Source organism: Collinsella sp. AM43-1 (genome assembly GCF_003467925.1).
In the GTDB taxonomy this organism is placed as follows: Bacteria; Actinomycetota; Coriobacteriia; order Coriobacteriales; family Coriobacteriaceae; genus Collinsella.
Genome location: NZ_QSFR01000011.1, coordinates 1 through 22,560, shown reverse-complemented (window position 1 = coordinate 22,560; position 22,560 = coordinate 1). Strand labels below are relative to the sequence as shown.

The following is a 22,560-nucleotide window of genomic DNA, read 5'->3' as shown; positions in this document are numbered from 1 at the left end:
GGTAGCCCGTGTTACCGATGAGCGGCTCGCGCAAATGTGCTCTGCCGTCGTGCTTAGGGCAGGAGACAAAAGGGCTCCCGTCCCACATCGGACGGGAGCCCTCAAGGCGCGTATTGCTGGGCGAGCGTTGGGTTAGTTCGCCATGACGTCTTCGGTCCAAGCCTCGACGTCCTCGATGCGCAGGACGTTGGCGACCTCGGCCACGCAGTCGACGCTGGCAAGTTCGGCGGCGGCAGCCTGGACGTCCTTCTCGAGTGCGCGGTGCGTCAGGAAGATGACCGAGCAGGCATCGCTGACGCCCGACTTGCCGTCCTCGACCTGGTTGATGAGCGAGATCGAGATGTTGTGCTTGGCAAAGATGTCGACCGTCTCGGACAGGGCGCCCACGCGGTCGGCGACCTTCAGGCGCACATAGTACTTGGTCTGGAGCTCGTCCATGGGCTTAAAGGCGAGGTTGTGGCCATAGGGCTCAATCTCGGGCAGCGGGGCCACGCCGCGGCTGATTTGCTCGGAGAGCGACAGAATATCGCCCACGACGGCGCTCGCGGTGGGGAAGGAGCCTGCGCCCGCGCCGTAGAACATGGTCTCGCCCACGGCGTCGCCTACCACGTAGACAGCGTTCATGGCACCGTTGACCTTGGCAAGCATGTGGTCGGCGGGGATCAGCGTGGGATGCACGCGGACGTCGACGCCGGCGTCGGTGTTGCGGGCGATGCCGAGCAGCTTAATGGTGTAGCCGAGTTCGCGGGCCTGGGCGATGTCCTCGGCGCCGATGGTACGGATACCCTGCTGGTACACATCATCGGTGGTAACGCGGGTGCCAAAGCCGATGGAGGCGAGGATGGCCGTCTTGCTGGCGGCATCGAAGCCGTCGACGTCGGCGGACGGGTCGGCCTCGGCATAGCCCTTGGCCTGCGCGTCGGCAAGCACGTCGGCGTAATCGGCGCCCTCGGCGTCCATGCGCGACAGGATGTAGTTGGTGGTACCGTTGAGAATGCCGGCGATGGTCAGGATCTTGTTGCCCACCAGGTCGTGCTCGAGCGTGCTGACGATGGGGATGCCGCCACCGCAGCTGGCCTCGCACTTAATCTGCACGCCGCACTCACGCGCCTTCTCGGCAAGCGTCTCGACATGGCGGCCCAGCAGAGCCTTGTTGGCGGAGACGACATGCTTGCCGTTCTCGAAGGCAGTGGTAAAGATCTCGGTTGCGGGATGCTCGCCTCCGATGAGCTCGACGACGATGTCGACGGCGGGGTCGGTGACGACGTCGTGCCAGTCACTCGTAAAGGCCTCGCGCTCAATGCCTGCCGCCTCGGCCTGCTCCCAAGCAAGCGCGCAGGCGCGGGTCAGCTTAAGGTCGATGCCGTAGGCTGCCAGGTACTCATCGTGGTGGCTCTTGATCAGACGGGCCACGCCGCCGCCGACGGTTCCCAGACCGATCAGACCGACGTTCACGGTGCGCAGGGATTCGCTCATAGATAGCTCCTTCGTGCATCTTATGGATGGATTAACCGCTTAAAGGTTGAGTGCATTCTAGCGTGAACCGGGGGCGCGTGCTCGCCAGGCAACAGGAGCCGCACAAAACGGCACCCCCGAAACGCTGCGGAAACATTGGAAACACGCTCGCTACAAACGGACTTCCGTAACAAACTGTCAACGTTTGCGCCATAAGGTTTGCCCTGTACCGCAAGACGGCCGCACCGCGGCCAGCGAAAAAGGGGACACCATGTTCAACATCAACAGCACGCTCAGCCGTAGGAACTTTCTCGCCGGCGCTGCGGCGCTCGGCAGCACCGCCGCACTCGCTGGTTGCTCGTCGGGTGGCTCGGACGGCGGCACCGCCGATGACGGCAAGACCTTCAAGATTGGCGTTATCGGCCCTCTGACCGGCGCCGCGGCAACCTATGGCGTTTCGGCCGAGAAGGGTGCCAAGCTTGCCGCCAAGGATTTCTCGACCAAGGACCTCAAACTCTCGCTTAAGTCCGAGGATGACGTCGCCGACGGCGAGAAGGCTATCAACGCCTTCAATACCCTGTGCGACTGGGGCATGCAGGCGCTCGTCGGCCCCGTCACGACTGGTGCCGCCGTCGCTGTCTCGGGCGAGATCGCCGACGATATGCTCATGGTCACGCCCTCTGCTTCGTCCCTCGACGTCACCAAGGACAAGACCACGGTTTTCCAGGTTTGCTTTACCGACCCCACCATGGGCGCGAGTGCTGCCAAGTTTTTGGCCGAGAAGTATGCAGACGCCAAGATCGCCCTGTTCTACAACTCCGGCGATACGTACAGCTCGGGTGTTGCCGATGCCTTTGCCGAGCAGGCCAAGGAGTCCAAACTTGATATCGTCGATGCCGAGACCTTTAAGGACGACTCCTCCACGAGCTTTACCAACCAGCTCACCAAGGCCAAGGAGGCCGGCGCCACGCTCATCTTTGCGCCGATCTACTACACGCCGGCGTCCGTTTTGCTCAAGAACGCCAAGGACATGGGATACGACATGACCCTCATGGGTACCGACGGCATGGACGGCCTGCTCTCCGTTGAGGGCTTCGACACCTCCCTTGCCGAGGGCGTGCTGCTCATGACCCCGTTCTCTGCCGACGATGAGAAGAACGCCGACTTCGTCAAGGCATATAAGGACGCCTACGACGAGACGCCCAACCAGTTTGCCGCCGATGCCTATGACTGCGTCCATGCGATTGTCGAGGCTATCGATAAGGCAGACATCGATATTACGGCCGACGGCGCCGACATTGCCGGCGACCTCGCCAAGGCCATGCGTAAAATCAAGATCGAGGGCCTGACGGGCGAGCTCACGTGGAACGACGAGGGCCAAGTCGAAAAGCCTGCTACGGCCTATGTGATTCAGGACGGCAAGTACATCGCTGCCTAAGTGTGCATAAAGCGCAACCGATGAGGCAGTTTTATTCAGGGCGGGGTCGCCTGTAACAGAATGGAAACATTACTTTTACACAATAAAGTGGCATTACTGCATAAAAAAATAGAAATACGCAGAAATATGGATAAATGAACAAATCCAAAGAAAAGTTGAAATAATCGCCACTTTTCCTAACTAAAGCGTCTACTATTTTGCGAACGCCGAACACGGCGAAGGATGGCCTGTCGGGCAACCAAAACCCGACGAGATTTGAGAGGAGAGCCGCATGTCGAGCCTCACCGGTAAGTCATTGAACCCTGTTATGAATCGCAGGAGCGTTATCGCGAGCGCAGCAGGTCTGGGGGCGATGTCCATTCTAGCGGGCTGCTCCTCCAACGGCGGCGACAGTGGTTCCGCTTCGGGCGACGCTTCGTTTAAGATCGGCACCATCGGCCCGCTGACCGGCGCCAACGCGTCCTACGGCAAGTCTGTTACCCAGGGCGTCGAGCTTGGCTGCAAGGACTTCTCCACCAAGGAGCTGCCGCTTGCCAGCAAGGCCGAGGATGACCAGGCCGATGGCGAGAAGGCCGTCAACGCCTTCAACACCCTGCTCGACTGGGGCATGCAGGCCCTCGTCGGCCCGACCACCACGGGCGCGTCGGTTGCCGTTGCCGCCGAGTGTGGTAACGACCCCAAGACGTTCATGATCACCCCGTCCGCGTCCTCCGAGGACGTCACCGACGGCAAGGATTGCGTCTTCCAGGTTTGCTTCACCGACCCCAACCAGGGCGTCAACGCTGCCAAGTTCCTGGCGCAGAAGTATGCGGACGAGAAGTTCGTGCTGTTCTATAACTCCGGCGACGCCTATTCTTCGGGTGTCGCGGATGCCTTTAAGGTTCAGGCTGCTGAGTCCAAGCTCGAGATTGTCGACGAGGAGACCTTTAAGGACGACTCCGCCACGAGCTTTACCAACCAGCTGACCAAGGCCAAGCAGGCCGGCGCCACCATGATCTTTGCGCCGATCTACTACACCCCGGCCTCCGTCCTGCTCAAGAACGCCAAGGACATGGGCTACGACGTCAAGATGATGGGCTGCGACGGCATGGACGGCATCCTGGGCGTTGAGGGCTTCGACACCTCTCTTGCCGAGGGTCTGCTGCTCATGACCCCGTTCTCTGCCGACGACGAGAAGAACGCCGACTTCGTCAACGCTTACAAGGATAAGTACGGCGATACCCCCGACCAGTTTGCCGCTGACGCCTACGACGGTGTGCACGCGGTGGCCGAGGCCCTCAAGGAGGCCGGTCTTGGTGTCGACGCCGACCCGACCGAGGTCGCCGAGAAGCTGTCCAAGGCTATGCTCAAGATTACCGTTGACGGTCTGACCGGCAAGCTCACCTGGAACGATAAGGGTCAGGTCCAGAAGGAGCCCACGGCGTACGTCATCACCGACGGCAAGTACGTACAGGCCTAATAGGCCGCCTTACATAGAGCGGTTTTGATCCCAAGCAGGGGAGGTTTTGGCCTTCCCTGCTTGCTTGGTATCTAGGGACGATGTAACGTCCCTGTTTCATACATCAACTGGAAACCTATTCGAAAGGGGGATGTGGAACATGACAGTCTTTATCCAATACCTGGTCAACGGCCTGTCCATGGGCAGCGTCTACGCCATCATCGCGTTGGGCTACACCATGGTCTACGGTATCGCCAAGATGCTGAACTTCGCTCACGGCGACGTCATCATGGTCGGTGCCTATGTCTCGTTCTGCGCCACGTCGTATCTCGGCCTCCCGGGCTGGGCATCTGTAATTCTCTCTTGTGTGGTCTGCACGGTTCTCGGTGTTCTCATCGAGGGTCTGGCATACAAGCCGCTGCGCCAAGCAGGCCCTCTGGCCGTTCTGATCACGGCCATCGGCGTGTCTTACTTCCTGCAGAACGCCGCGCAGCTTCTGTGGGGCGCCACGCCCAAGAACTTCACTTCGCTCGTCACCTTCCAGGTGCCGGAGTTCTTGGCCAAGTTCAACGTAAGCGCCGTCTCGCTCGTCACCATCGTCGCCTGCCTGGTTATCATGGCCGGCCTGATGTTCTTTACAGGCAAGACCAAGATGGGCAAAGCCATGCGCGCCGTGTCCGAGGACAAGGCCGCCGCTCAGCTCATGGGCATCAACGTCAACCGCACCATCTCGATGACGTTCGCCATCGGCTCCGCCCTTGCCGCCATCGCCGGCGTGCTGCTGTGCTCCTACTCGCCGGTGCTGCAGCCCACGACGGGTGCCATGCCTGGCATCAAGGCCTTCGATGCCGCTGTCTTCGGTGGCATCGGCTCCATCCCCGGTGCCTTTGTCGGTGGCATTCTCATCGGTATCATCGAGGCGATGGCACAGGCTTATATTTCCACGAGCCTTGCCAACTCCATCGTCTTTGGTGTTTTGATCATCGTCCTGCTCGTCAAGCCTGCCGGCCTCTTGGGCAAGTACGTCCCCGAGAAGGTGTAGGTGAGCGTTATGAAGTTTCTTAAAGACAAGCAGACGCGTCACGACTTTGTTACGTACGCCATGTGCCTTGTGGCGTTCGCCATCGTGTTCTTTATGCAGTCTAACCACATGATTCCGCGCATGATCGCCGGTCAGCTGGTTCCCATCACGGCCTATATCGTCATGGCTATCTCCCTTAACCTCGTCGTCGGCATCGCGGGCGACTTGTCGCTGGGCCACGCGGGCTTTATGAGCGTCGGCGCCTATACAGGCATCGTTACCGCGGTCGCCCTCGAGAGCGCCGTTCCCTCCGATCCGATACGTCTTGTCATCAGCATCGTGGTCGGCGCCATCGCTGCCGCCATCCTGGGCTTCTTGATCGGCATCCCGGTCCTTCGCCTGAGCGGCGATTACCTGGCTATCGTGACGCTGGCCTTTGGCGAGATTATCAAAGAGATCGTCACCTGCCTTATCGTGGGCGTCGACTCCCACGGCCTGCATGTGATCTTTAACATCACGGGCAACTCCACGATCGACGACCTGCACCTGCTCGAGGACGGCACCGCCATCATCAAGGGCGCCCAGGGCGCCTCGGGCGTGTCGACGTACTCGACCTTCCTTGCCGGTGCCATCTTGGTCATGGTCGCACTCGTGATCGTGCTCAACCTGGTGCGCAGCCGTACCGGCCGTGCCATCATGGCCGTGCGCGATAACAAGATTGCAGCCGAGTCCGTGGGCATCTCCGTCACCGAGTACCGCATGATCGCCTTCGTGGTTTCCGCCGCTCTCGCCGGCGCTGCCGGAGCCCTCTTCGGCGGCAACTTCTCGCAGCTCTCCGCCACTAAGTTCGACTTCAACACGTCGATTCTGATTCTGGTGTTCGTGGTCTTGGGCGGTCTGGGCAATATGCGCGGCTCCGTCATCGCAGCGGCGTTGCTCACGGTACTTCCCGAGCTGCTCCGTCAGTTCTCGGACTACCGCATGCTCATCTATGCCATCGTGCTGATCCTGGTCATGATCTTTACCAACAACCCGCAGCTTAAAGCGTTCTTCGGTCGCGTCAAGGACCGTTTTGCTTCCAAGAAGGAGGTGGCAGCCGATGCCCAGTAAATTTGAGTTCAACAAGGGCAAGATGGTCCCGTATCCTTCTGGCGCCATCGTTCCCGATCGCGATCTGGGCCAGCGCCCGGCGCTCGAGTGCATCCACCTGGGCATTGAGTTCGGTGGCCTTAAGGCAGTCGACGACTTTAGCCTGACTATCGGCAAGACCGAGATCGCCGGCCTGATTGGCCCCAATGGTGCCGGTAAGACCACGGTCTTCAACCTGCTCACCAAGGTGTACCAGCCCACGCACGGCACCATCCTGCTCGACGGTGAGGACACCTCGGGCAAGTCGGTCTATCAGGTCAACCGCATGGGCATCGCCCGTACGTTCCAAAACATCCGCCTGTTCAACACCATGACGGTGGAGGACAACGTCAAGGTCGGTCTGCACAACCAGGAGCGCTATTCCGGTTTTGAGGGCGTGCTGCGCCTGCCGACGTACTGGAAGCACGAGAAGGCCGCCCATGAGCGTGCCATGGAGCTGCTGTCCATCTTTGATATGGAGCATCTGGCAAGCGAACAGGCCGGCTCGCTGCCTTACGGCGCTCAGCGCCGCCTGGAGATCGTCCGCGCGCTTGCCACCAACCCCAAGCTGCTGCTGCTCGACGAGCCTGCCGCCGGCATGAACCCGTCCGAGACCGCCGAGCTCATGGAGAACATCGTCAAGATTCGCGACACCTTTGGCATTGCCATCATGCTTATCGAGCATGATATGTCGCTCGTCATGAACATCTGCGAGGGCATCTGCGTGCTCAACTTTGGTAAGGTTATCGCCAAGGGCACGGCCGAGGAAATCCAGAACAACGATGCCGTTATCGAGGCATATCTGGGCAAGCAGGATAAGGGGGAGAACTAAATGGCAGAGCCGATGCTTTCCGTCTACAACATCAACGTCTGGTACGGCGCCATCCACGCCATCAAGGACATCTCCTTTAACGTCAACGAGGGCGAGATCGTGGCCCTGATCGGTGCGAACGGTGCCGGCAAGTCCACAACGCTCAAGACGGTCTCGGGCCTGCTGCGCTCTAAGACCGGCTCCATCAAGTTTATGGGCGAGGACATTACCCATACGCCCGCTGATAAGCTGGTTGGTAAGGGCCTGGCTCAGGTTCCCGAGGGACGTCGCGCCTTTTTGCAGATGACGGTCGAGGAGAACCTGGAGATGGGTGCCTATACGCAGCCCAAGTCCACGGTGGCTCCGGGCCTGGAGCGCGTCTACGAGCAGTTCCCGCGCCTGAAGGAACGTCGTCGCCAGGTCGCCGGCACCCTTTCAGGCGGCGAGCAGCAGATGCTCGTTATGGGGCGCGCCCTTATGAGTAACCCCAAACTGCTCATGCTTGACGAGCCTTCCATGGGCCTGGCGCCGATTCTGATTGAGCAGATCTTCCAGATTGTCGAGGACCTGCACAAGGCCGGCACCACGGTGCTTCTGGTCGAGCAGAACGCGCAGATGGCGCTCTCGATCGCCACGCGTGGCTACGTGCTCGAGACCGGCAAGATCACCATGACCGGCACCGGCCAAGAGCTCCTGCACGACGATAACGTGCGTAAAGCCTACCTGGGCGGTTAACTAGTTACGCGGTTTTACCAAACCGCGTAACGGCTCGACGCTGCAAGCCCGCCAGAGCGGCAATCTGCCTTTCAACTTCGGCGGCATGACCAGAAGGTCAATGCCGCCTCGTTTCAAGGCACCTTGCTCGCTCTGGCGGGTTTTCGCTGTCGTTGCCAAAACATCGACGTTGTGGCAGATGCCAACGACTATTCCCTTTAAGTTGCGGTGGAATAGGGACTAAATGGGAGCCTCAGAGGTCAAAAGAGTCCTTATTCCACCGCAACTTCATGGGGGTGTGTGACAATGCCCGTCGGAAAACATCTGCTGTCTTTGGGGGTCTATCTATGCTGTACGAGTTTTGTGCCGAGAACTTTGAGCGTGTGCCGGCGGCTATCGATGCCGGTGCTAAGCGCATCGAGTTGTGCGACAACCTTGCCGTTGGTGGCACTACGCCCTCGGCCGGCGTTATCAGCACTACGGTCAGCTATGCTCACGAGCATGACGCGCGAGTGATGTGCATGATTCGCCCGCGTGGCGGTGACTTTCACTACAATCAGGACGAGCTGCGCATGATGGAGATGGACTTGGGTCTTGCCGTGAGCGCCGGCGTTGACGGCCTGGTCTTTGGCTGCTGCAAGCCCTGTGCCGGCGGCTGGGCGCTCGACGAGCTCACCCTCGGCGCTCTCGTGATGGCTACGGGCTGCGCGACCGAGGAGTGCAAGCGCGGGGTCATCGATATCACCTTCCACATGGCCTTTGACCAGCTCTCGCTCGAGGCTCAGCTCGATGCCATTGACACTACTCGCCGACTGCGGCATCACGCGCATCCTGACGCATGGTGGTGCTGCCGGAACGCCGATCGAGGACAACCTGGAGCACCTGTCGCGTCTTGTCGAGTATGCGGGCGACCGCCTGACCATTCTTCCCGGTGGCGGCATTTCCACGGCCAATCGCGATACCGTGGCGGCGGCACTGGGCGTCTCCGAACTCCATGGCACCAAGATCGTGCCGCTGGAGGTATAACCCGTGGCGCTGGTATTTGACGTCCAGCAGGCGAGCGGTAAGCCCGACGATAATCGTCGCCCTGGCACCGCGTGCCCCTTTTGTGACACGGAGGGGCTCGCCAACATCATCCAGCGCGATGGTGACTGCATCTGGCTCGAGAATAGGTTCAAGACCTTGCGCGCCACCCGTCAAACCGTGTTGATTGAATCGGCAGATCACGATGCCGACTTGGTGACCTATGAGCCGGATGAACTCCACCATGTGATGCGGTTTGCTCTGGGCTGTTGGCAGCAGATGATCGATTCCCAGCAGTACCGCAGTGTACTCATGTATAAGAACAAAGGTCCGCTTTCGGGCGGCAGCCTCGTCCATCCACACATGCAGATTGTGGGCTTGGAACAGGAGGACGGCTATGCGGCGCTGACCTTAGCCAACTTTGAAGGCATCGCTGTCTGGCAGCAGGGGAGAATCTCGGTCAACATCTCAACCGAACCGATTATGGGATTCTTTGAGGTCAACGTCTCGGCTCCACAGGGAATCGCCGCCAGCGACGACGCCCGCGACCAAGCCGAAGCGGACCTGTTTGCCGATGCGATTCAGGTGGCCCTGCGCTATATCCTGCACGAGCACCACGGCGGCCGCGCGGAGTCGTACAACTTGTTCTTCTACCACATGGACGGCCGGACCATTGCCAAGGCGCTTCCGCGTTGGGTGGTTTCGCCCTACTTTGTCGGCTATCGTTTGGCCCAGGTTAATGCCGAGACCACGCTCGATATCGATGCTGATCGCCTGCGTGCGCATCTGGAAACGCTCGTATAGCAAGACTAACACCCGCGTAACGCGGACGGTCTAGCGTCCCATGGCGTCGCGGCCGGCCTCGACGCGCTTGCGTTGGGCGGCGCGCTCCTCGCCGGTCAGTCGCTCAAAGAGATGTCCGATAACCGAGGCGAGCACCTGCTGAAACAGCGTTCCGCACATGACGGGAAACACGACTTCGCCTGGAAAGTACTGCGTGGCGATGACGGCGCCCGAAGAGATGTTACGCATGCCGCAGGTAAAGCACATGGTGGTCGTCTCGCTATACGGCAGGTGCAACGCACGGGCGACCAGAAAACCGACGACAAAGCCGCTGATGGCGAAGACCAAAATAAAGAGGGCGACTTCCAAGCGCTCAACATTCATGTGCAACACGTACTCGCTCATGGCGGTGGAGTTGGACGCGATGACCCCCATCATCATGAACTTGCAGGCGGGCGAAAGCGCGGGGGAGAGTTTCTCATGTCCCCATCCGCGCGTGAGCTCGTTGATCACGATGCCGAACACGGCAGGGATGGCGATCATAAAGGCCGTGTTCTGCATCATGCCCGGAACATCGATTGCGACGGTGGCACCCAGCAGGAGCTTCAGCGTGAGCGGAATCGTCACGGGCGAGATGACCGAGGACGTCAGGATGATGGTGAGCGCGAGCGGGCCGTTGCCGCCGAACATGCTAATCCACATAAAGGCGGTGACTGCCACGGGTACGCTGTACTCGAGCGCGATGCCGCAGACAAGGTTTGGGTTGGAACCAAAGAACAGTGAGCTCATGGCATACGCCGCGATGGGGATGAGCACGGCCGAGACAAATAACGCCAAAATCAAATGTAGGGGACGGCGGAACACCTCGGCCACCTGGTGAAAGGTGTTGCTGAGCGCACCTTGGAACGTCATAAAGGCAAACAGGGCGGGAACGATGGGCTTGAGCACGCCGATCTGCCGGGGAAAGAGCACGCCGAGCGTCACGCAAATCGGAACGATGACCTGCATGTGCCCCGCAAGAAACTTGCCCAGTCCAACCCATTGCTTCATATGCTCTTGTGACTCCCTTTGCTCGTGAATCCGTTTTGAATGGATATGCTAGACGCTCGCATGCGTCCGTGCGTCAGAAACGCTCGATTATTTCGAGGGTATTACCGCCCTCGTTTATCGAAACCGCGGCGTGCTGGACGTTGTGCGTCCGCGCTGCACGGTATAATAAATCCGTTCAACAGATCTGCCTGCCGAAGCGGGTATACACAGAGGACTCATCGCTATGAACCGTGAGAGGTATCGCGGCGACCTGCCCCTATCGGGGGTGGGCGCCTATGTCATCGCTTAAGACGACGCATCGCTGGGCAGTCGCTCGGCAAAACCCCGAGCTCGAAAAGGAGCTTTCGGCTGGCCTGGGCATACCCGGGCTGGTGGCGCGCATTATGGTTGCGCACGGCATAACATCCATCGAGGAAGGCCAGCTGTTTTTGACGCCTTCGCTCGATCGCGACTGGGCCGACCCACTCATTATTCCGGGCATGGCGGTCGTTGCCGACCGCGTCGAGCGCGCTATTCGCAACCACGAGCACATCGCGGTCTTTGGCGATTTTGACGTCGACGGCATTACGTCGACTTGTCTGTTGACCGAGGCGCTACGTTCGTTTGGCGCCAACGTCACGCCGTTTATTCCGCATCGCTTTGACGAGGGCTACGGCCTGTCGCGTGCGGCGCTCGACCGCGTCAACGAGCTCGCCCAACCCAACCTGATCGTGACCGTCGATAACGGCATTGCCGCCAAGGAGGAGGTCTCCTATCTGGAGAGCCTGGGGATCGATTTGGTGGTCACGGACCATCACGAGCCGTCCGACCAGGTGCCGCAGGGCGTGCCCCTGACCGACCCCAAGCTCGAGGACGAGGGTCCCTCGCGCGAGCTTGCCGGTGCCGGTGTGGCGCTCAAGCTGGTGCAGGTCCTGGGCGAGCGTTTGGGCAAGCCGTCGTATTGGCGTTCGCTGATCGAGGTCGCGGCGCTGGGCACCGTGTCCGACATGATGCCGCTCACGCCCGAGAATCGCGCACTGGTCGCCGAGGGCATCCAACAGATGCGCGTGACGGCCCGTCCCGGCTATATCGCGCTTGCCGCACTTGCCAAGGCCGACCTTTCTACCATTACGGCCGACGGCCTGTCGTTTTCGCTCATCCCTCGTCTGAATGCTGCCGGCCGCATGGCTGATCCCAAGCTGGCGCTCGACCTGCTGCTTGCCCGCGATCCTATCGAGGCAAGTGCACTGGCAGCCGAGCTCGAGGAAATCAACCGTCAGCGCCGCGAGATCGAGGCGGAGCTCACACGCGACTCCATGGCAAAGGTCGAGGAGACCTATGACGGCGGTCGCGCAATCGTCGTGGGTGGCGAGGGCTGGCACGAGGGCGTCAAGGGTATCGTAGCGAGCCGCCTGACCAACCGTTATCACGTGCCGGCGCTGCTCTTCTCGATTGAGGACGGCGTTGCGCGCGGATCGGGTCGCTCGGTGGGCAAGGTCAACCTGTTCGACGCCGTCGAGCGTTGTTCCGACCTGCTGATTCGTCGCGGCGGACATGCCGGTGCGGTGGGTGTGACCATCGAGGCATCCAAGCTCGATGAGTTCCGCCGCCGCCTTTCCGCCGTGCTATCGGAGCTTCCCGCCGAGGACTTTGAAGACACCGACGAGGTCGCCGCCACCGTCGACCTTTCCGAGCTGAATATCGAGACCATCGAGCAGATCTCCCGTCTTGAGCCGTTTGGCCAGGGCAACAAGGTGCCGCTGCTGGCTGCCGAGGGCGTGACGATGTGCGACCGCGCCGTGGTGGGCAAAACCGGCGAGCACATGCGCTTTGTGGCGACCGATGGCGCCGCGAGTGTGCCGGCCATTATGTTCCGCGTGCCGCAAATCGATAAGCTCATCAACTGCGATAGCGCTGTCGACTTGGTGTTCGAGGCCGTTGCCGAGCATTGGCAGGGGCGTGTGAAGCCCAAGCTCATGATCAAGGATGTTCTGGTCCGCGATACCACGCTGCCCAGCGTCGACGATCCGGCATGCGAGCTTCGTCGTGGCGTGCAGCCGGCGGATTCCGGCCTGCGCCTGGAGTCGCGTAAGCGCGAGACGCTCGCCCAGCTTTCCTATACCGAGCTCACGCGCTCGCTTATCCATAGCTTTATCGGATCGAACCAGCCGCACCGCGCGCAGGTTGAGGCGCTCGATGCCTTGGCCGACCACCAGAGCGTCTTGGCCGTTATGGGAACGGGCCGCGGCAAGTCTCTCATCTTCCATGTACATGCTGCGCGCGAGGCTGTCCTTCGCGGACGTGCGAGCATCTTTGTCTATCCGCTGCGTGCGCTTGTTGCCGACCAGGCCTATCACCTCTCGTCGACGATGGCAGCGCTTGGCATTGGCGTTGGCGTGCTGACCGGCGAGACCGTGGAGGCCGCACGCGATGATGTGTTCGCCGGCCTAGCTTCGGGCCGCACCGGTATCGTGCTCACGACGCCCGAGTTCCTATCTATCCACCGTGACCGCTTCGCGCGTTCGGGCCGCATCGGCTTTGTCGTTATCGATGAGGCGCACCACGCCGGCCTTGCCAAGGGCGGCGACCGCAGCGCCTATCTCGACATGCCCGATATCCTCAAAGCCCTGGGCGACCCGGTTGTTATGGCTGCGACGGCCACCGCGACGGCTCCGGTCGTGGCCGAGCTTGCCCGCATGCTGCCGATTACTCGCACGGTGGTCGACGAGACGGTGCGCGAGAACCTGCAGCTCGAGGACGACCGCGACCTTGCGAGCCGCGAGAATCGTTTGGTGTCGATCGTGGCGACGGGGGAGAAGACCGTCATTTACGTCAATTCGCGCGACCAGTCCGTGGCGCTCGCCAAGACGTTGCGCAAACGCGTGCCAGACTGTGCGACCCATATCGCGTTCTATAACGCCGGGCTCGCGCGTTCCGATCGCCGCCGCGTAGAGGAAGCGTTTCGTGACGGAAACCTCAGTTGCATCGTTTCGACCTCTGCCTTTGGTGAGGGCGTGAACTTGCCCGATATCCGCCATGTCGTGCTCTACCACATGCCCTTTGGCGCCATCGAGTTCAACCAGATGAGCGGACGCGCCGGTCGCGACGGCCAACCTGCCGTGATTCACCTGCTCTATTCGTCGCGTGACGCTCGCATTAACGAGCGCCTACTCGACTGTTACGCGCCCGAGCGCGATGAGCTTGTCACGCTCTATCGAGCGCTGCAGACCATGTGGCGCTCCAACCGTGGCAAGACGGGGGACGATTCATTCTGCGCAAGCGATATCGACATTGCGCAGATGTGCCTTGCCATCGATGCTCGCACGCCGGTCGACGAGCGCTCGGTGGAAAGCGGCCTGGGAATCTTCGAAGAGCTCGGTTTCTGTCGCGTTTCGGGGTTTGACGATACGCGTCGCATCGCGATGGCCGAAAACCCTGGCCGCGTGCAATTGAGCAGGTCAATTCGCTATTTGGAGGGCTTGCGCTCGCGCATGGAGTTCTCGGCTTTCCGGAGCTGGGCGCTCGATTCGTGCGCTTCTGATATGCTAGCCAAAGTTAACCGCCCGATCGTACCGCGGGCCTAGGGGAAGGGGACCTCGATGGATGCCGCAGCCCGTACCGCCCATGATTCCACCCTCCAGCCGTTTTCGGAGATGGAGCACTATAAGCATGCCGATGAGCTGCCGCCCGAGATTATGGCGGACAGCTACGACAAGCTAGAGCGCCTGTGCCTCAAATATATGAATGAGGACGACTTCTCTAAGGTGGAGCAGGCCTATTGCTTTGCTGCCGAGAAGCACTGCAACCAAAAGCGCCGCTCGGGTGAGATGTACATCAACCATCCCGTCGAGGTGGCCATCATTTTGGCCGATCTCAAGATGGACTGCGATGTGGTGTGCGCCGCGCTGTTGCACGATACCGTCGAGGATACCGAGACCTCGCTTGCCGATGTTTCCGGCCTGTTTGGCGATACGGTGGCCGAGCTCGTCGATGGCGTGACCAAGCTCACCAACATCGAAGTCGACAGCATGGACGAGAAGCAGGCCCTCACGCTGCGCAAGATGTTCCTTGCCATGTCCAAGGACATCCGCGTCATTATCGTCAAGCTTGCCGACCGCCTGCATAACATGCGTACGCTGGCGGCCCTTCGCGAGGACCGTCGCCTGTTTAAGGCCCGCGAGACCATGGACGTATACGCGCCCTTGGCCGACCGTCTGGGCATGAGCTCTATCAAGTGGGAACTCGAGGACCTGTCCTTCTTTTACCTGGAGCCCGATGCCTACCAGCGCATCTCGCGCATGGTAGCCGAGTCGCGCGAGGTTCGCGAGCGCTATCTGGCCGAGACTATCAAGACGCTCACCGATGAGCTCAACCGCATTGGCCTGGAGGGCTTTCAGATCAACGGCCGTTCCAAGCACTATTGGTCTATCTATCAAAAGATGAAGCGCAAGGGCAAGGAGTTCTCCGAGATTTACGACCTGGTGGCGCTGCGCGTCATCACCCATTCGGTGCGCGATTGCTATTCCACGCTCGGTGCGGTGCATACGCTGTGGCACCCCATGCCCGGTCGCTTTAAAGACTATATCGCCATGCCCAAGGTCAATAACTACCAATCGCTTCACACGACGGTTATCGGACCCACGGCTCGTCCGCTCGAGATTCAGATTCGAACCTACGAGATGCATGAGCAGGCCGAGTACGGCATTGCCGCCCACTGGCTGTATAAGAAATCGGGCGGATCGTCTGCGTCTAAGACCAATGATGCCCAGCGTCTGGATGACCAGATTAACTGGCTCAAACATTCGCTCGATTGGGCTGCGTCTGATGAGATCACCGACGCCAAGGAATACCTGCATTCGCTGAAGGTCGACCTCTTCGATCAGGAGATTTTCGTCTTTACGCCCAAGGGCGAGGTCATGGCGCTTCGTGCCGGCTCCACGCCGCTCGACTTTGCCTACGCCGTTCACACCGAGGTGGGAAACCACTGCGTCGGCGCTAAGATCAACGGTGCGGTGGCCCCGCTCACGCACGAGATCAAGACGGGCGACCGTGTCGAGATTCTGACCAACAAGAGTTCCAAGCCGTCGCGTGATTGGCTCAAGATCGTTAAGACACCTTCCGCCAAGTCAAAGATCCGCCGTTACTTCGCCGCCGCGACCAAGGACGACGACGCTGCCGCCGGCCGCGATATACTGGCTAAGGACCTGCGCAAGCGCGGATATGGCATCTCTACGCCACGATCCACGCGTGCGCTCAACGCCGTGGCGGAGCAGTTTAACTATAAGCAGCTCGAGGACCTGTTTGCCGCCGTTGGTGCGGGCAAAGTCGCCCCACGTGCCGTTGGCAATAAGGTCGAGCAAATCTTGGACCCCAAACCCGAGGAACAGCTCACCAAGGCCGAGGCTATCGCCGAGGTCGTCAAGCAGCCTGCCCGCGGCTCCAACCGCAAGCCGCAAAAGCGCGGCAAGAGCGCCAGCAACGGCATTATCGTCAAGGGCGAGAGCAACAGCGGCCTGCTGGTCCGTCTGGCCCATTGCTGCAACCCCGTGACGGGCGACGACATCGTCGGCTTCATCACGCGCGGTCGTGGCGTTTCGGTGCATCGCGCCAACTGCCCCAACGTCAAGGGTCTTATGGAGCATCCCGAGCGCATGATCGATGTGGAATGGGACGGCGCTGCCGACACCCTCTTCCAGGTCGAGATCGTGGTCGAGTGCCTGGACCGCATGGGCCTGCTCAAGGATGTCACCATTGCCATTGGCGATGCGGGTGGCAATATCCTTTCTGCCGCCACGTCGACCAACCGCGAGGGTATTGCAACCCTGCGCTTTATGGTCGAGATCTCGGACGCGAGTGGTCTGGATCCGCTGCTGGCCTCTATCAGCAGCGTTGACTCGGTCTACGACGCGCGTCGCTTGATGCCCGGCGAGGGTGGAGCCCAGCTTAAGCGCCGCGTTTAGTCGCGACGAACGTGCCATATTATCGATATTCGCTACACTCGAGGCATCGTTTGATGCCTCGAGTTCTATAGAGAGGAGAGGGACATGAGTGCTGTGTCCTTGGATTTAACTCCCAAGGGATCGGTCGAGATCGAGACGCTCGTAAACGGTCCCATTCAGACCAATAGCTATGCTGTCATTTCGGACAATGAGTGCGTGATTATCGACCCCGCATGGGAAGGCGAGCGCTTGGTGGAGCATATTCGAGCCGAACACCCCGATGTGCAGGTGCTCGGCGCCGTTTGCACGCACGGTCACGCCGACCATGTTGGCGGTGTCGCTGGAGTTCGGGCCGCCGTTGGCGCCGACGTCCTGTACGAGCTGTGTGGCAAGGACGCAGCAGTGCCGCATGCGAATATCGAGGAGCAGCGAGCGATGTGGGGCATCGAGACGCCCGATCCAGGTGAGCCGACGCGGCTGCTTGCCGAGGGCGACACCATTGAGCTGGGCGACATTTGCCTGCAGGTAATTGAGGTGCCCGGGCACACACCGGGCGGCATCGTTCTGTTCGCCGCCACTGAGCAGGGGAACATTGCCTTTGTGGGCGACACGCTATTCCCGGGTGGGCATGGCCGCACCGATCTTTCTGGAGGAGACGAGGCGGCGATCCTGCGCTCGCTCTCCAAGCTCGCCCAGCTTCTCCCGCCCGATACCGTTTGCCTAACCGGCCATGGCGATTCGACCACCATGGCACGCGAGCTCATGCAGAGCCCTTTCATGCAGATGTAGCTTAATAGTCGGCTTTTGAAGCACGAGAAGCGTCCAAACGTCAAGCTATTTTTCCCCAACGGGTCGATTTCGTAGGGCAAACGGTCAAAAAAGTCTGTTTGGACGATATTCGTGAACAAACGAACGTTTATGCTCGGGTGCGCCGTGGTAAAATCTCAGGCGTTATCGGAGCAACCTTACAGGAGGTTTCTTTTATGCTCGTCAACGCAGCAGACATGCTCAAGAAGGCCGAGGCCGGCAAGTACGGTCTTGGTGCCTTCAACACCAACAACCTCGAGTGGACCCTGGCTATTCTCCAGGCCGCCGAGGAGGCCAAGTCTCCGCTGATCCTTCAGTGCACCGCTGGTGCCGCTAAGTGGATGGGCGGTTTCAAGGTCTGCGCCGACATGGTCAAGGCTGCCGTCGAGGCCACGGGCGTTACCGTTCCCGTCGCCCTTCACCTCGATCACGGTTCTTACGAAGACTGCTTCAAGTGCATCGAGGCCGGCTTCACGTCCATCATGTATGACGGCTCTCACGAGGAGACCTTCCAGCTTAACCTCGACCGCACCAAGGAGCTCGTTGAGCTTGCCCACTCCAAGGGCATGTCCATCGAGGCCGAGGTCGGTGGCATCGGCGGCACCGAGGACGGCGTGACCTCCAGCGGCGAGCTCGCTGATCCTGCTGAGTGCAAGCAGATCGCTGACCTGGGCGTCGACTTCCTCGCCTGCGGCATCGGCAACATCCACGGCGTGTACCCCGCCGACTGGGCTGGTCTTTCCTTCGAGCGTCTGGGCGAGATTAAGGCCCAGACCGGTGACCTGCCCCTCGTTCTGCACGGTGGCACCGGCATCCCCGAGGATCAGATCAAGAAGGCCATCTCCCTGGGCATCTCCAAGATCAACGTCAACACTGACCTGCAGCTCGTCTTCGCCAAGGGCGTCCGCGAGTACATCGAGGCTGGCAAGGATCAGCAGGGCAAGGGCTTTGACCCCCGCAAGCTCCTCAAGCCTGGTCGCGACAACATCGTTGCCCGCACCAAGGAGCTCATGGAGGAGTTTGGCTCCGTCAACAAGGCGTAAGTAGCGGTTTAACTTCCCGCCGGAGGCCCCGTTTCCCCTACGCTGTTTCCCTCGCGCTCACCTGGCTTTGCCAGAAGTCGCGCGACGGAATCAGCTCCGGGGAAACGGGGCCTCCTTTGTTAACTCGCTACAGGGTTACTGGGCTGAATTAAAATGGCTACTGGCTTCGCCAGAAGTCGCGCCAAGGAAACGGTTCCGGGGGACGGGGCTTCCTTCGTTTAACGCCGCAGGCTTACAAGTCTGAATTCATTTTTAGAGGTACCGTTTATCGGTGTTGAGAGCTCCTTTATTGGGGCTTTCTTTTTTATCTCGCTACAATGTGCTTCAAGAGTTCTAATGACTTGGAGTTTGGTATGGCTGTTATTGATGTACTGCCTTCGGATGAGAAGGTTATTGACGAGGGCCCTGTTGGTTGCTCTGTCGATGTTTGCTGTGATGATTTTCGCCATCTCGATATTGGGCTAACGCCTGAGATTCTTCGTCTTAAGGATGCCGGATATTTGACGCAGGCTGTTGCTGCCTGCGATCGCCTTTTGGAGCAGAACCCTGAGCCTTCGCTGGCTGCTTGTGTTCGTGCAGAGCGGTATCGCATGCTCGAGACGCCGCTTCATTTTTCGGTGTCGCGTGATCGGGCCATTGCGATGATTCGCGAGGAGTGGCCTGAGTTTACCGAAGAGCAGTTCGATGACCTGATTAATCGTAAGCGTATTGACTGGCGCTTTATCGATGGCGAGCTGTTTGTTCTCGATAACTTCCTCGATTCACTTCGCGTGTACCCCAAGGAGGTCCCGGGTCTGCGTCCCGATTCTACGGATGGAATTGCGCTGCGCAACCAGATGCTCGAGGAGATGGAGTCGCGGGGCGGGCTGTCTCGCGCCATCACGCTTAAGGCATGCGTGTCTGTCCCCGGTGCTTTGGAGGGAGAGACTGTTCGCGCGTGGCTTCCCGTTGCCGCCGCCTGCCGCCAGCAATCTCAGGTCGAGATGCTTGATATGACGCCGGAGGGGGCCGTTGCTCCTGCGAGCGCCTCGGCGCGTACTGCCTCGTGGGTCTCCTTGACTGATCGCTCGTTCTCAGTGACCTATCGCTATCAAATCGATGCCGCTTATCGCGATATCTATGGGGGTGCGCTTCCGGCGCATCCGTGTATGGACGCGCCGCTGCCCGAGGACACCTCCGAGGACCGTCCGCACATTGAGTTCACGCCATATTTACAACAACTGACCGAACATGTCGTTGACGGGCTCGAGGATCCGCTCGATCGCGCCCGTGCTATCTATGATTACCTGACACAGCATATCGACTATCGCTATCAGCCACCGTACCTGCTTTTGGGATCTATTGCCGACGACTGCGCACACTCGCTCCGCGGCGATTGCGGCGTTATGGCGCTCACGTTTATCACCATGTGCCGCATCGCGGGCGTTCCTGCCCGTTGGCAGAGCGGCCTGTATGTTGCGCCCGATTCGGTGGGACCGCACGACTGGGCCGAGTTCTATACACCCCAGACCGGTTGGCTTAACGCCGACGTATCGTTTGGTTCCTCCGCACGCAGGATGGGGGAGGAGTGGCGTCGTCGTCACTACTTTGGCAATCTCGACCCGTGGCGTATGGTGGCCAACGATCGATTCCAGGCTGAGTTTGTGCCTGCTTTCGACGGCATGCGCGAGGATCCCTACGACAACCAGATGGGCGAAGCCTCGGTTAACGGACGCGGGTGCCGCCAGCGTGAGATGCTCCGTTCGGTCGAACTCATCGAAATGCTCGAAGTTCCATTTTCGGACTAATCAACAGAAAGCTGTGATAAACTAACTCACGCATTACGTGCCCGAGTGGCGGAATTGGCAGACGCAGTGGACTCAAAATCCACCGTTGGCAACAACGTGCGAGTTCGAGTCTCGCCTCGGGCACCATACATGCACCTGCGCTTCAAGGGGGTTGCGGCCCCCTTTTTCGTGTACGTAATGTGATAACGCGCGGTACGTGTTATTATTCGCAAGGCGTTGTTCCCGCAATGCCCTAAAGAGGAACCTGAGGGTTCCCACCTTTTGGCGCCAATGAGCAGCTGACTGGTCATACAACTTAGATTCCCTTCCTCATACCGAGGATGTCTATGTGTACGACCTGGTTGCAAAGAAGCGCCGGGTTTTTTTTTATGAATGGAGGTAGGGAAAATAGCTAAGTCTGATGACACCCGCATCAACGACGAGATCACTGCATCTTCGTGCCGTTTGATTGGCGTCGATGGCTCTCAGCTCGGCCTGTTCGCCATCCGCGATGCCCAGCGCGTCGCCGACGATCAGGGTCTCGACCTGGTCGAGATCGCTCCCAACGCGGAGCCGCCGGTCTGCAAGGTCATGGACTACGGTAAGTTCAAGTACCAGCAGGCCATGAAGGCCAAGGCCGCTCGTAAGAACCAGTCCAAGGTCGAGGTCAAGGAAATGAAGTTCCGACCCAAGATCGACGTTGGCGACTACGAGACCAAGAAGGGCCACGTTCTGCGTTTCCTCAAGAAGGGCGCACGCGTTAAGATCACCATCATGTTCCGCGGCCGTGAGATGGCTCACCCGGAGCAGGGTCTTAACGTTCTCGAGCGTCTCGCCGAGGATCTCAAGCCTTACGCTACGGTCGAGTCCAAGCCTAAGATGGAAGGCCGTAACATGCTTATGCTGCTCGCCCCGATTAAGGGCGCCTTCGATGAGGATAAAGCGGCAAGCGATACCAAGTAACTAGTGTTCTGTAACCGATTAAGGAGTATTTCATGCCTAAGATGAAGTCCCACAGCGGCACCAAGAAGCGTTTCCGCAAGACTGGTACCGGCAAGCTTATGCGCGCCAAGGCTTTCAAGAGCCACATCCTGAGCAAGAAGTCCACCAAGCGTAAGCGTGGCTTCCGTCAGGAGACCGAGATTGCCGCTGCCGACCGCAAGGTCATCAAGTCGCGTCTCGCCTAAGTTCGCGTTCCCATTTTTCGTTTTACCGTCTAGGAGTTGATAGAACATGGCACGTATTAAGCGCGCTGTTGCCGCCAAGAAGAAGCGCCGTACCGTTATGCACCGTGCGAAGGGTTACTACGGTGCCGCTTCGCGTACTTACAAGCATGCTAAAGAGCAGGTCCAGCACTCCCTGCAGTATCAGTATCGTGATCGCCGCAACAAGAAGCGCGAGATCCGCTCTCTCTGGATCACCCGTATCAACGCTGCTGCTCGCCTGAACGACATCTCTTACTCTCAGTTCATGCACGGCCTGAAGGTTGCCGGCATCGAGCTCGACCGCAAGGTCCTGGCTCAAATGGCTTACGAGGACATCGAGTCCTTCAACGAGCTGGCTACCATCGCCAAGAAGGCTCTCGAGGCCTAATTGATTCTCTTGAATCGCTAGGGGAGTGTCGCGCTGTGCGCGGCGCTCCCTCTTTTTATCTAAAGCGCTGGTTTATTTAGCAAAAGCGCGGGTAGATAGACAGTTACAGGTGACCGATCTTTATATATCTCTAAACCGAAGGGTCATCATCTGATACGTGCAGTATTTCTGCACCAGCCTTTCTATTTCTTATATAGGAAGCGATACATTGTGTAGGACTTGTGAAGAGTGGAATTGACGTCCCACATCGCTTCGCGGTCTGGCAATATATCTCCTTGCCGCGCGGCCCGGTCGGACCGGATCAGCCGCCAGGCGTGCACCTTGAGAACCGGATACTGCGAGGATGGACACTTACGAGTGTCGCATCCGGGCAGACATCGAACCATTTGAAATGGTCTAACTTGGATTTGTTTTTCGCAAGGCCGCCGAGAGGCGGCCCCGAGAAATTCCTTTTCCTATCAAATAGAACCATATGAATCGAACGGAACCGATCAGCGATGAACTGAGAGGACCGGACGGGCTCGAAGCCCAAATATTTTGGACGGAGAGTTCGATCCTGGCTCAGGATGAAC

General features: G+C 59.5%; 18 protein-coding genes, 1 tRNA gene and 1 pseudogene. 18 read left to right on the top strand and 2 right to left on the bottom strand.

Going from position 1 to position 22,560, the window contains the following annotated elements:
• Nucleotides 1-132: 132 nt before the first annotated feature.
• A complete protein-coding gene (locus tag DW925_RS06680) occupies nt 133-1,476 on the bottom strand; it encodes a homoserine dehydrogenase (protein WP_117582909.1) in 1,344 nt (447 codons plus the stop codon).
• A 250-nt stretch (nt 1,477-1,726) separates the two neighbouring features.
• On the opposite strand from DW925_RS06680, the gene DW925_RS06675 reads away from it, so the two are divergent.
• From DW925_RS06675 to DW925_RS06640, 9 genes and pseudogenes are all read left to right on the top strand, one after another.
• Nucleotides 1,727-2,893: an ABC transporter substrate-binding protein gene (locus DW925_RS06675; RefSeq protein WP_117582910.1), complete on the top strand. Its 1,167-nt coding sequence runs from the start codon at nt 1,727-1,729 to the stop codon at nt 2,891-2,893.
• Between the two features lie 271 nt (nt 2,894-3,164).
• The gene (locus DW925_RS06670; RefSeq protein ID WP_117582911.1) at nt 3,165-4,352 is read left to right on the top strand and encodes an ABC transporter substrate-binding protein; all 1,188 of its coding nucleotides are present in this window, start codon (nt 3,165-3,167) and stop codon (nt 4,350-4,352) included.
• A gap of 139 nt (nt 4,353-4,491) precedes the next feature.
• Complete coding sequence (locus tag DW925_RS06665) at nt 4,492-5,373, top strand: branched-chain amino acid ABC transporter permease (RefSeq protein WP_117582912.1); 882 nt, start codon at nt 4,492-4,494, stop codon at nt 5,371-5,373.
• Nucleotides 5,374-5,382: 9 nt separating this feature from the next.
• A complete protein-coding gene (locus DW925_RS06660; protein ID WP_117582913.1) occupies nt 5,383-6,462 on the top strand; it encodes a branched-chain amino acid ABC transporter permease in 1,080 nt (359 codons plus the stop codon).
• The gene (locus tag DW925_RS06655) at nt 6,452-7,312 is read left to right on the top strand and encodes an ABC transporter ATP-binding protein (protein ID WP_117582914.1); all 861 of its coding nucleotides are present in this window, start codon (nt 6,452-6,454) and stop codon (nt 7,310-7,312) included. Before DW925_RS06660 ends, DW925_RS06655 begins: the two co-directional genes overlap by 11 nt.
• Nucleotides 7,313-7,324: 12 nt before the next feature.
• Nucleotides 7,325-8,026 carry an ABC transporter ATP-binding protein gene (locus DW925_RS06650; RefSeq protein WP_035137222.1) on the top strand — a complete coding sequence of 234 codons (702 nt, stop codon included), beginning with the start codon at nt 7,325-7,327 and terminating at the stop codon, nt 8,024-8,026.
• 269 nt (nt 8,027-8,295) lie between these two features.
• Nucleotides 8,296-8,718, top strand: a pseudogene (locus DW925_RS10350) (copper homeostasis protein CutC); the annotation flags it as partial.
• 76 nt (nt 8,719-8,794) lie between these two features.
• Nucleotides 8,795-9,031, top strand: a complete 237-nt coding sequence (locus tag DW925_RS10345) for a copper homeostasis protein CutC (RefSeq protein ID WP_304999750.1) — start codon at nt 8,795-8,797, stop codon at nt 9,029-9,031.
• A gap of 3 nt (nt 9,032-9,034) precedes the next feature.
• Nucleotides 9,035-9,832 (top strand): DUF4931 domain-containing protein, encoded by a 798-nt coding sequence (locus DW925_RS06640; RefSeq protein WP_117582916.1) that lies wholly within the window; start codon nt 9,035-9,037, stop codon nt 9,830-9,832.
• 30 nt (nt 9,833-9,862) lie between these two features.
• On the opposite strand, the gene DW925_RS06635 is transcribed toward DW925_RS06640, so the two are convergent.
• Complete coding sequence (locus DW925_RS06635) at nt 9,863-10,861, bottom strand: bile acid:sodium symporter family protein (protein ID WP_117582917.1); 999 nt, start codon at nt 10,859-10,861, stop codon at nt 9,863-9,865.
• A gap of 275 nt (nt 10,862-11,136) precedes the next feature.
• Here DW925_RS06635 and recJ point away from each other — a divergent pair, with 275 nt between their 5' ends.
• The 9 genes from recJ (at nt 11,137) to rplT (ending at nt 21,988) form a co-directional block, all read left to right on the top strand.
• Nucleotides 11,137-14,424, top strand: a complete 3,288-nt coding sequence (gene recJ / locus DW925_RS06630) for a single-stranded-DNA-specific exonuclease RecJ (protein WP_117790663.1) — start codon at nt 11,137-11,139, stop codon at nt 14,422-14,424.
• Nucleotides 14,425-14,439: 15 nt separating this feature from the next.
• The gene (locus tag DW925_RS06625; protein WP_117582919.1) at nt 14,440-16,800 is read left to right on the top strand and encodes a bifunctional (p)ppGpp synthetase/guanosine-3',5'-bis(diphosphate) 3'-pyrophosphohydrolase; all 2,361 of its coding nucleotides are present in this window, start codon (nt 14,440-14,442) and stop codon (nt 16,798-16,800) included.
• A gap of 84 nt (nt 16,801-16,884) precedes the next feature.
• Nucleotides 16,885-17,568 carry an MBL fold metallo-hydrolase gene (locus DW925_RS06620; RefSeq protein WP_117629661.1) on the top strand — a complete coding sequence of 228 codons (684 nt, stop codon included), beginning with the start codon at nt 16,885-16,887 and terminating at the stop codon, nt 17,566-17,568.
• 194 nt (nt 17,569-17,762) lie between these two features.
• Complete coding sequence (gene fba / locus DW925_RS06615; RefSeq protein ID WP_035137086.1) at nt 17,763-18,629, top strand: class II fructose-1,6-bisphosphate aldolase; 867 nt, start codon at nt 17,763-17,765, stop codon at nt 18,627-18,629.
• 353 nt (nt 18,630-18,982) lie between these two features.
• Nucleotides 18,983-20,416: a transglutaminase-like domain-containing protein gene (locus DW925_RS06610; RefSeq protein WP_117582921.1), complete on the top strand. Its 1,434-nt coding sequence runs from the start codon at nt 18,983-18,985 to the stop codon at nt 20,414-20,416.
• A gap of 39 nt (nt 20,417-20,455) precedes the next feature.
• A tRNA-Leu gene (locus DW925_RS06605) sits at nt 20,456-20,542 on the top strand.
• Between the two features lie 246 nt (nt 20,543-20,788).
• Nucleotides 20,789-21,358 (top strand): translation initiation factor IF-3, encoded by a 570-nt coding sequence (gene infC / locus DW925_RS06600; protein ID WP_006234423.1) that lies wholly within the window; start codon nt 20,789-20,791, stop codon nt 21,356-21,358.
• Between the two features lie 32 nt (nt 21,359-21,390).
• On the top strand, nt 21,391-21,582 hold the full coding sequence (gene rpmI, locus DW925_RS06595; RefSeq protein WP_006234422.1) for a 50S ribosomal protein L35: 192 nt from the start codon (nt 21,391-21,393) through the stop codon (nt 21,580-21,582).
• Nucleotides 21,583-21,628: 46 nt separating this feature from the next.
• A complete protein-coding gene (gene rplT, locus DW925_RS06590; RefSeq protein ID WP_006234421.1) occupies nt 21,629-21,988 on the top strand; it encodes a 50S ribosomal protein L20 in 360 nt (119 codons plus the stop codon).
• Nucleotides 21,989-22,560: the final 572 nt, after the last annotated feature.

Coding starts and splice junctions, on each gene's coding strand:
- DW925_RS06625 (WP_117582919.1), top strand. CDS start 14,440: ATGGATGCCGCAGCCCGTACCGCCCATGATTCCACCCTCCAGCCGTTT.
- DW925_RS06650 (WP_035137222.1), top strand. CDS start 7,325: ATGCTTTCCGTCTACAACATCAACGTCTGGTACGGCGCCATCCACGCC.
- DW925_RS06635 (WP_117582917.1), bottom strand. CDS start 10,861: ATGAAGCAATGGGTTGGACTGGGCAAGTTTCTTGCGGGGCACATGCAG.
- DW925_RS06665 (WP_117582912.1), top strand. CDS start 4,492: ATGACAGTCTTTATCCAATACCTGGTCAACGGCCTGTCCATGGGCAGC.
- rpmI (WP_006234422.1), top strand. CDS start 21,391: ATGCCTAAGATGAAGTCCCACAGCGGCACCAAGAAGCGTTTCCGCAAG.
- DW925_RS06620 (WP_117629661.1), top strand. CDS start 16,885: ATGAGTGCTGTGTCCTTGGATTTAACTCCCAAGGGATCGGTCGAGATC.
- rplT (WP_006234421.1), top strand. CDS start 21,629: ATGGCACGTATTAAGCGCGCTGTTGCCGCCAAGAAGAAGCGCCGTACC.
- DW925_RS06655 (WP_117582914.1), top strand. CDS start 6,452: ATGCCCAGTAAATTTGAGTTCAACAAGGGCAAGATGGTCCCGTATCCT.
- DW925_RS06660 (WP_117582913.1), top strand. CDS start 5,383: ATGAAGTTTCTTAAAGACAAGCAGACGCGTCACGACTTTGTTACGTAC.
- DW925_RS06675 (WP_117582910.1), top strand. CDS start 1,727: ATGTTCAACATCAACAGCACGCTCAGCCGTAGGAACTTTCTCGCCGGC.
- infC (WP_006234423.1), top strand. CDS start 20,789: ATGGAGGTAGGGAAAATAGCTAAGTCTGATGACACCCGCATCAACGAC.
- DW925_RS10345 (WP_304999750.1), top strand. CDS start 8,795: ATGCCATTGACACTACTCGCCGACTGCGGCATCACGCGCATCCTGACG.
- DW925_RS06680 (WP_117582909.1), bottom strand. CDS start 1,476: ATGAGCGAATCCCTGCGCACCGTGAACGTCGGTCTGATCGGTCTGGGA.
- DW925_RS06670 (WP_117582911.1), top strand. CDS start 3,165: ATGTCGAGCCTCACCGGTAAGTCATTGAACCCTGTTATGAATCGCAGG.
- fba (WP_035137086.1), top strand. CDS start 17,763: ATGCTCGTCAACGCAGCAGACATGCTCAAGAAGGCCGAGGCCGGCAAG.
- DW925_RS06610 (WP_117582921.1), top strand. CDS start 18,983: ATGGCTGTTATTGATGTACTGCCTTCGGATGAGAAGGTTATTGACGAG.
- recJ (WP_117790663.1), top strand. CDS start 11,137: ATGTCATCGCTTAAGACGACGCATCGCTGGGCAGTCGCTCGGCAAAAC.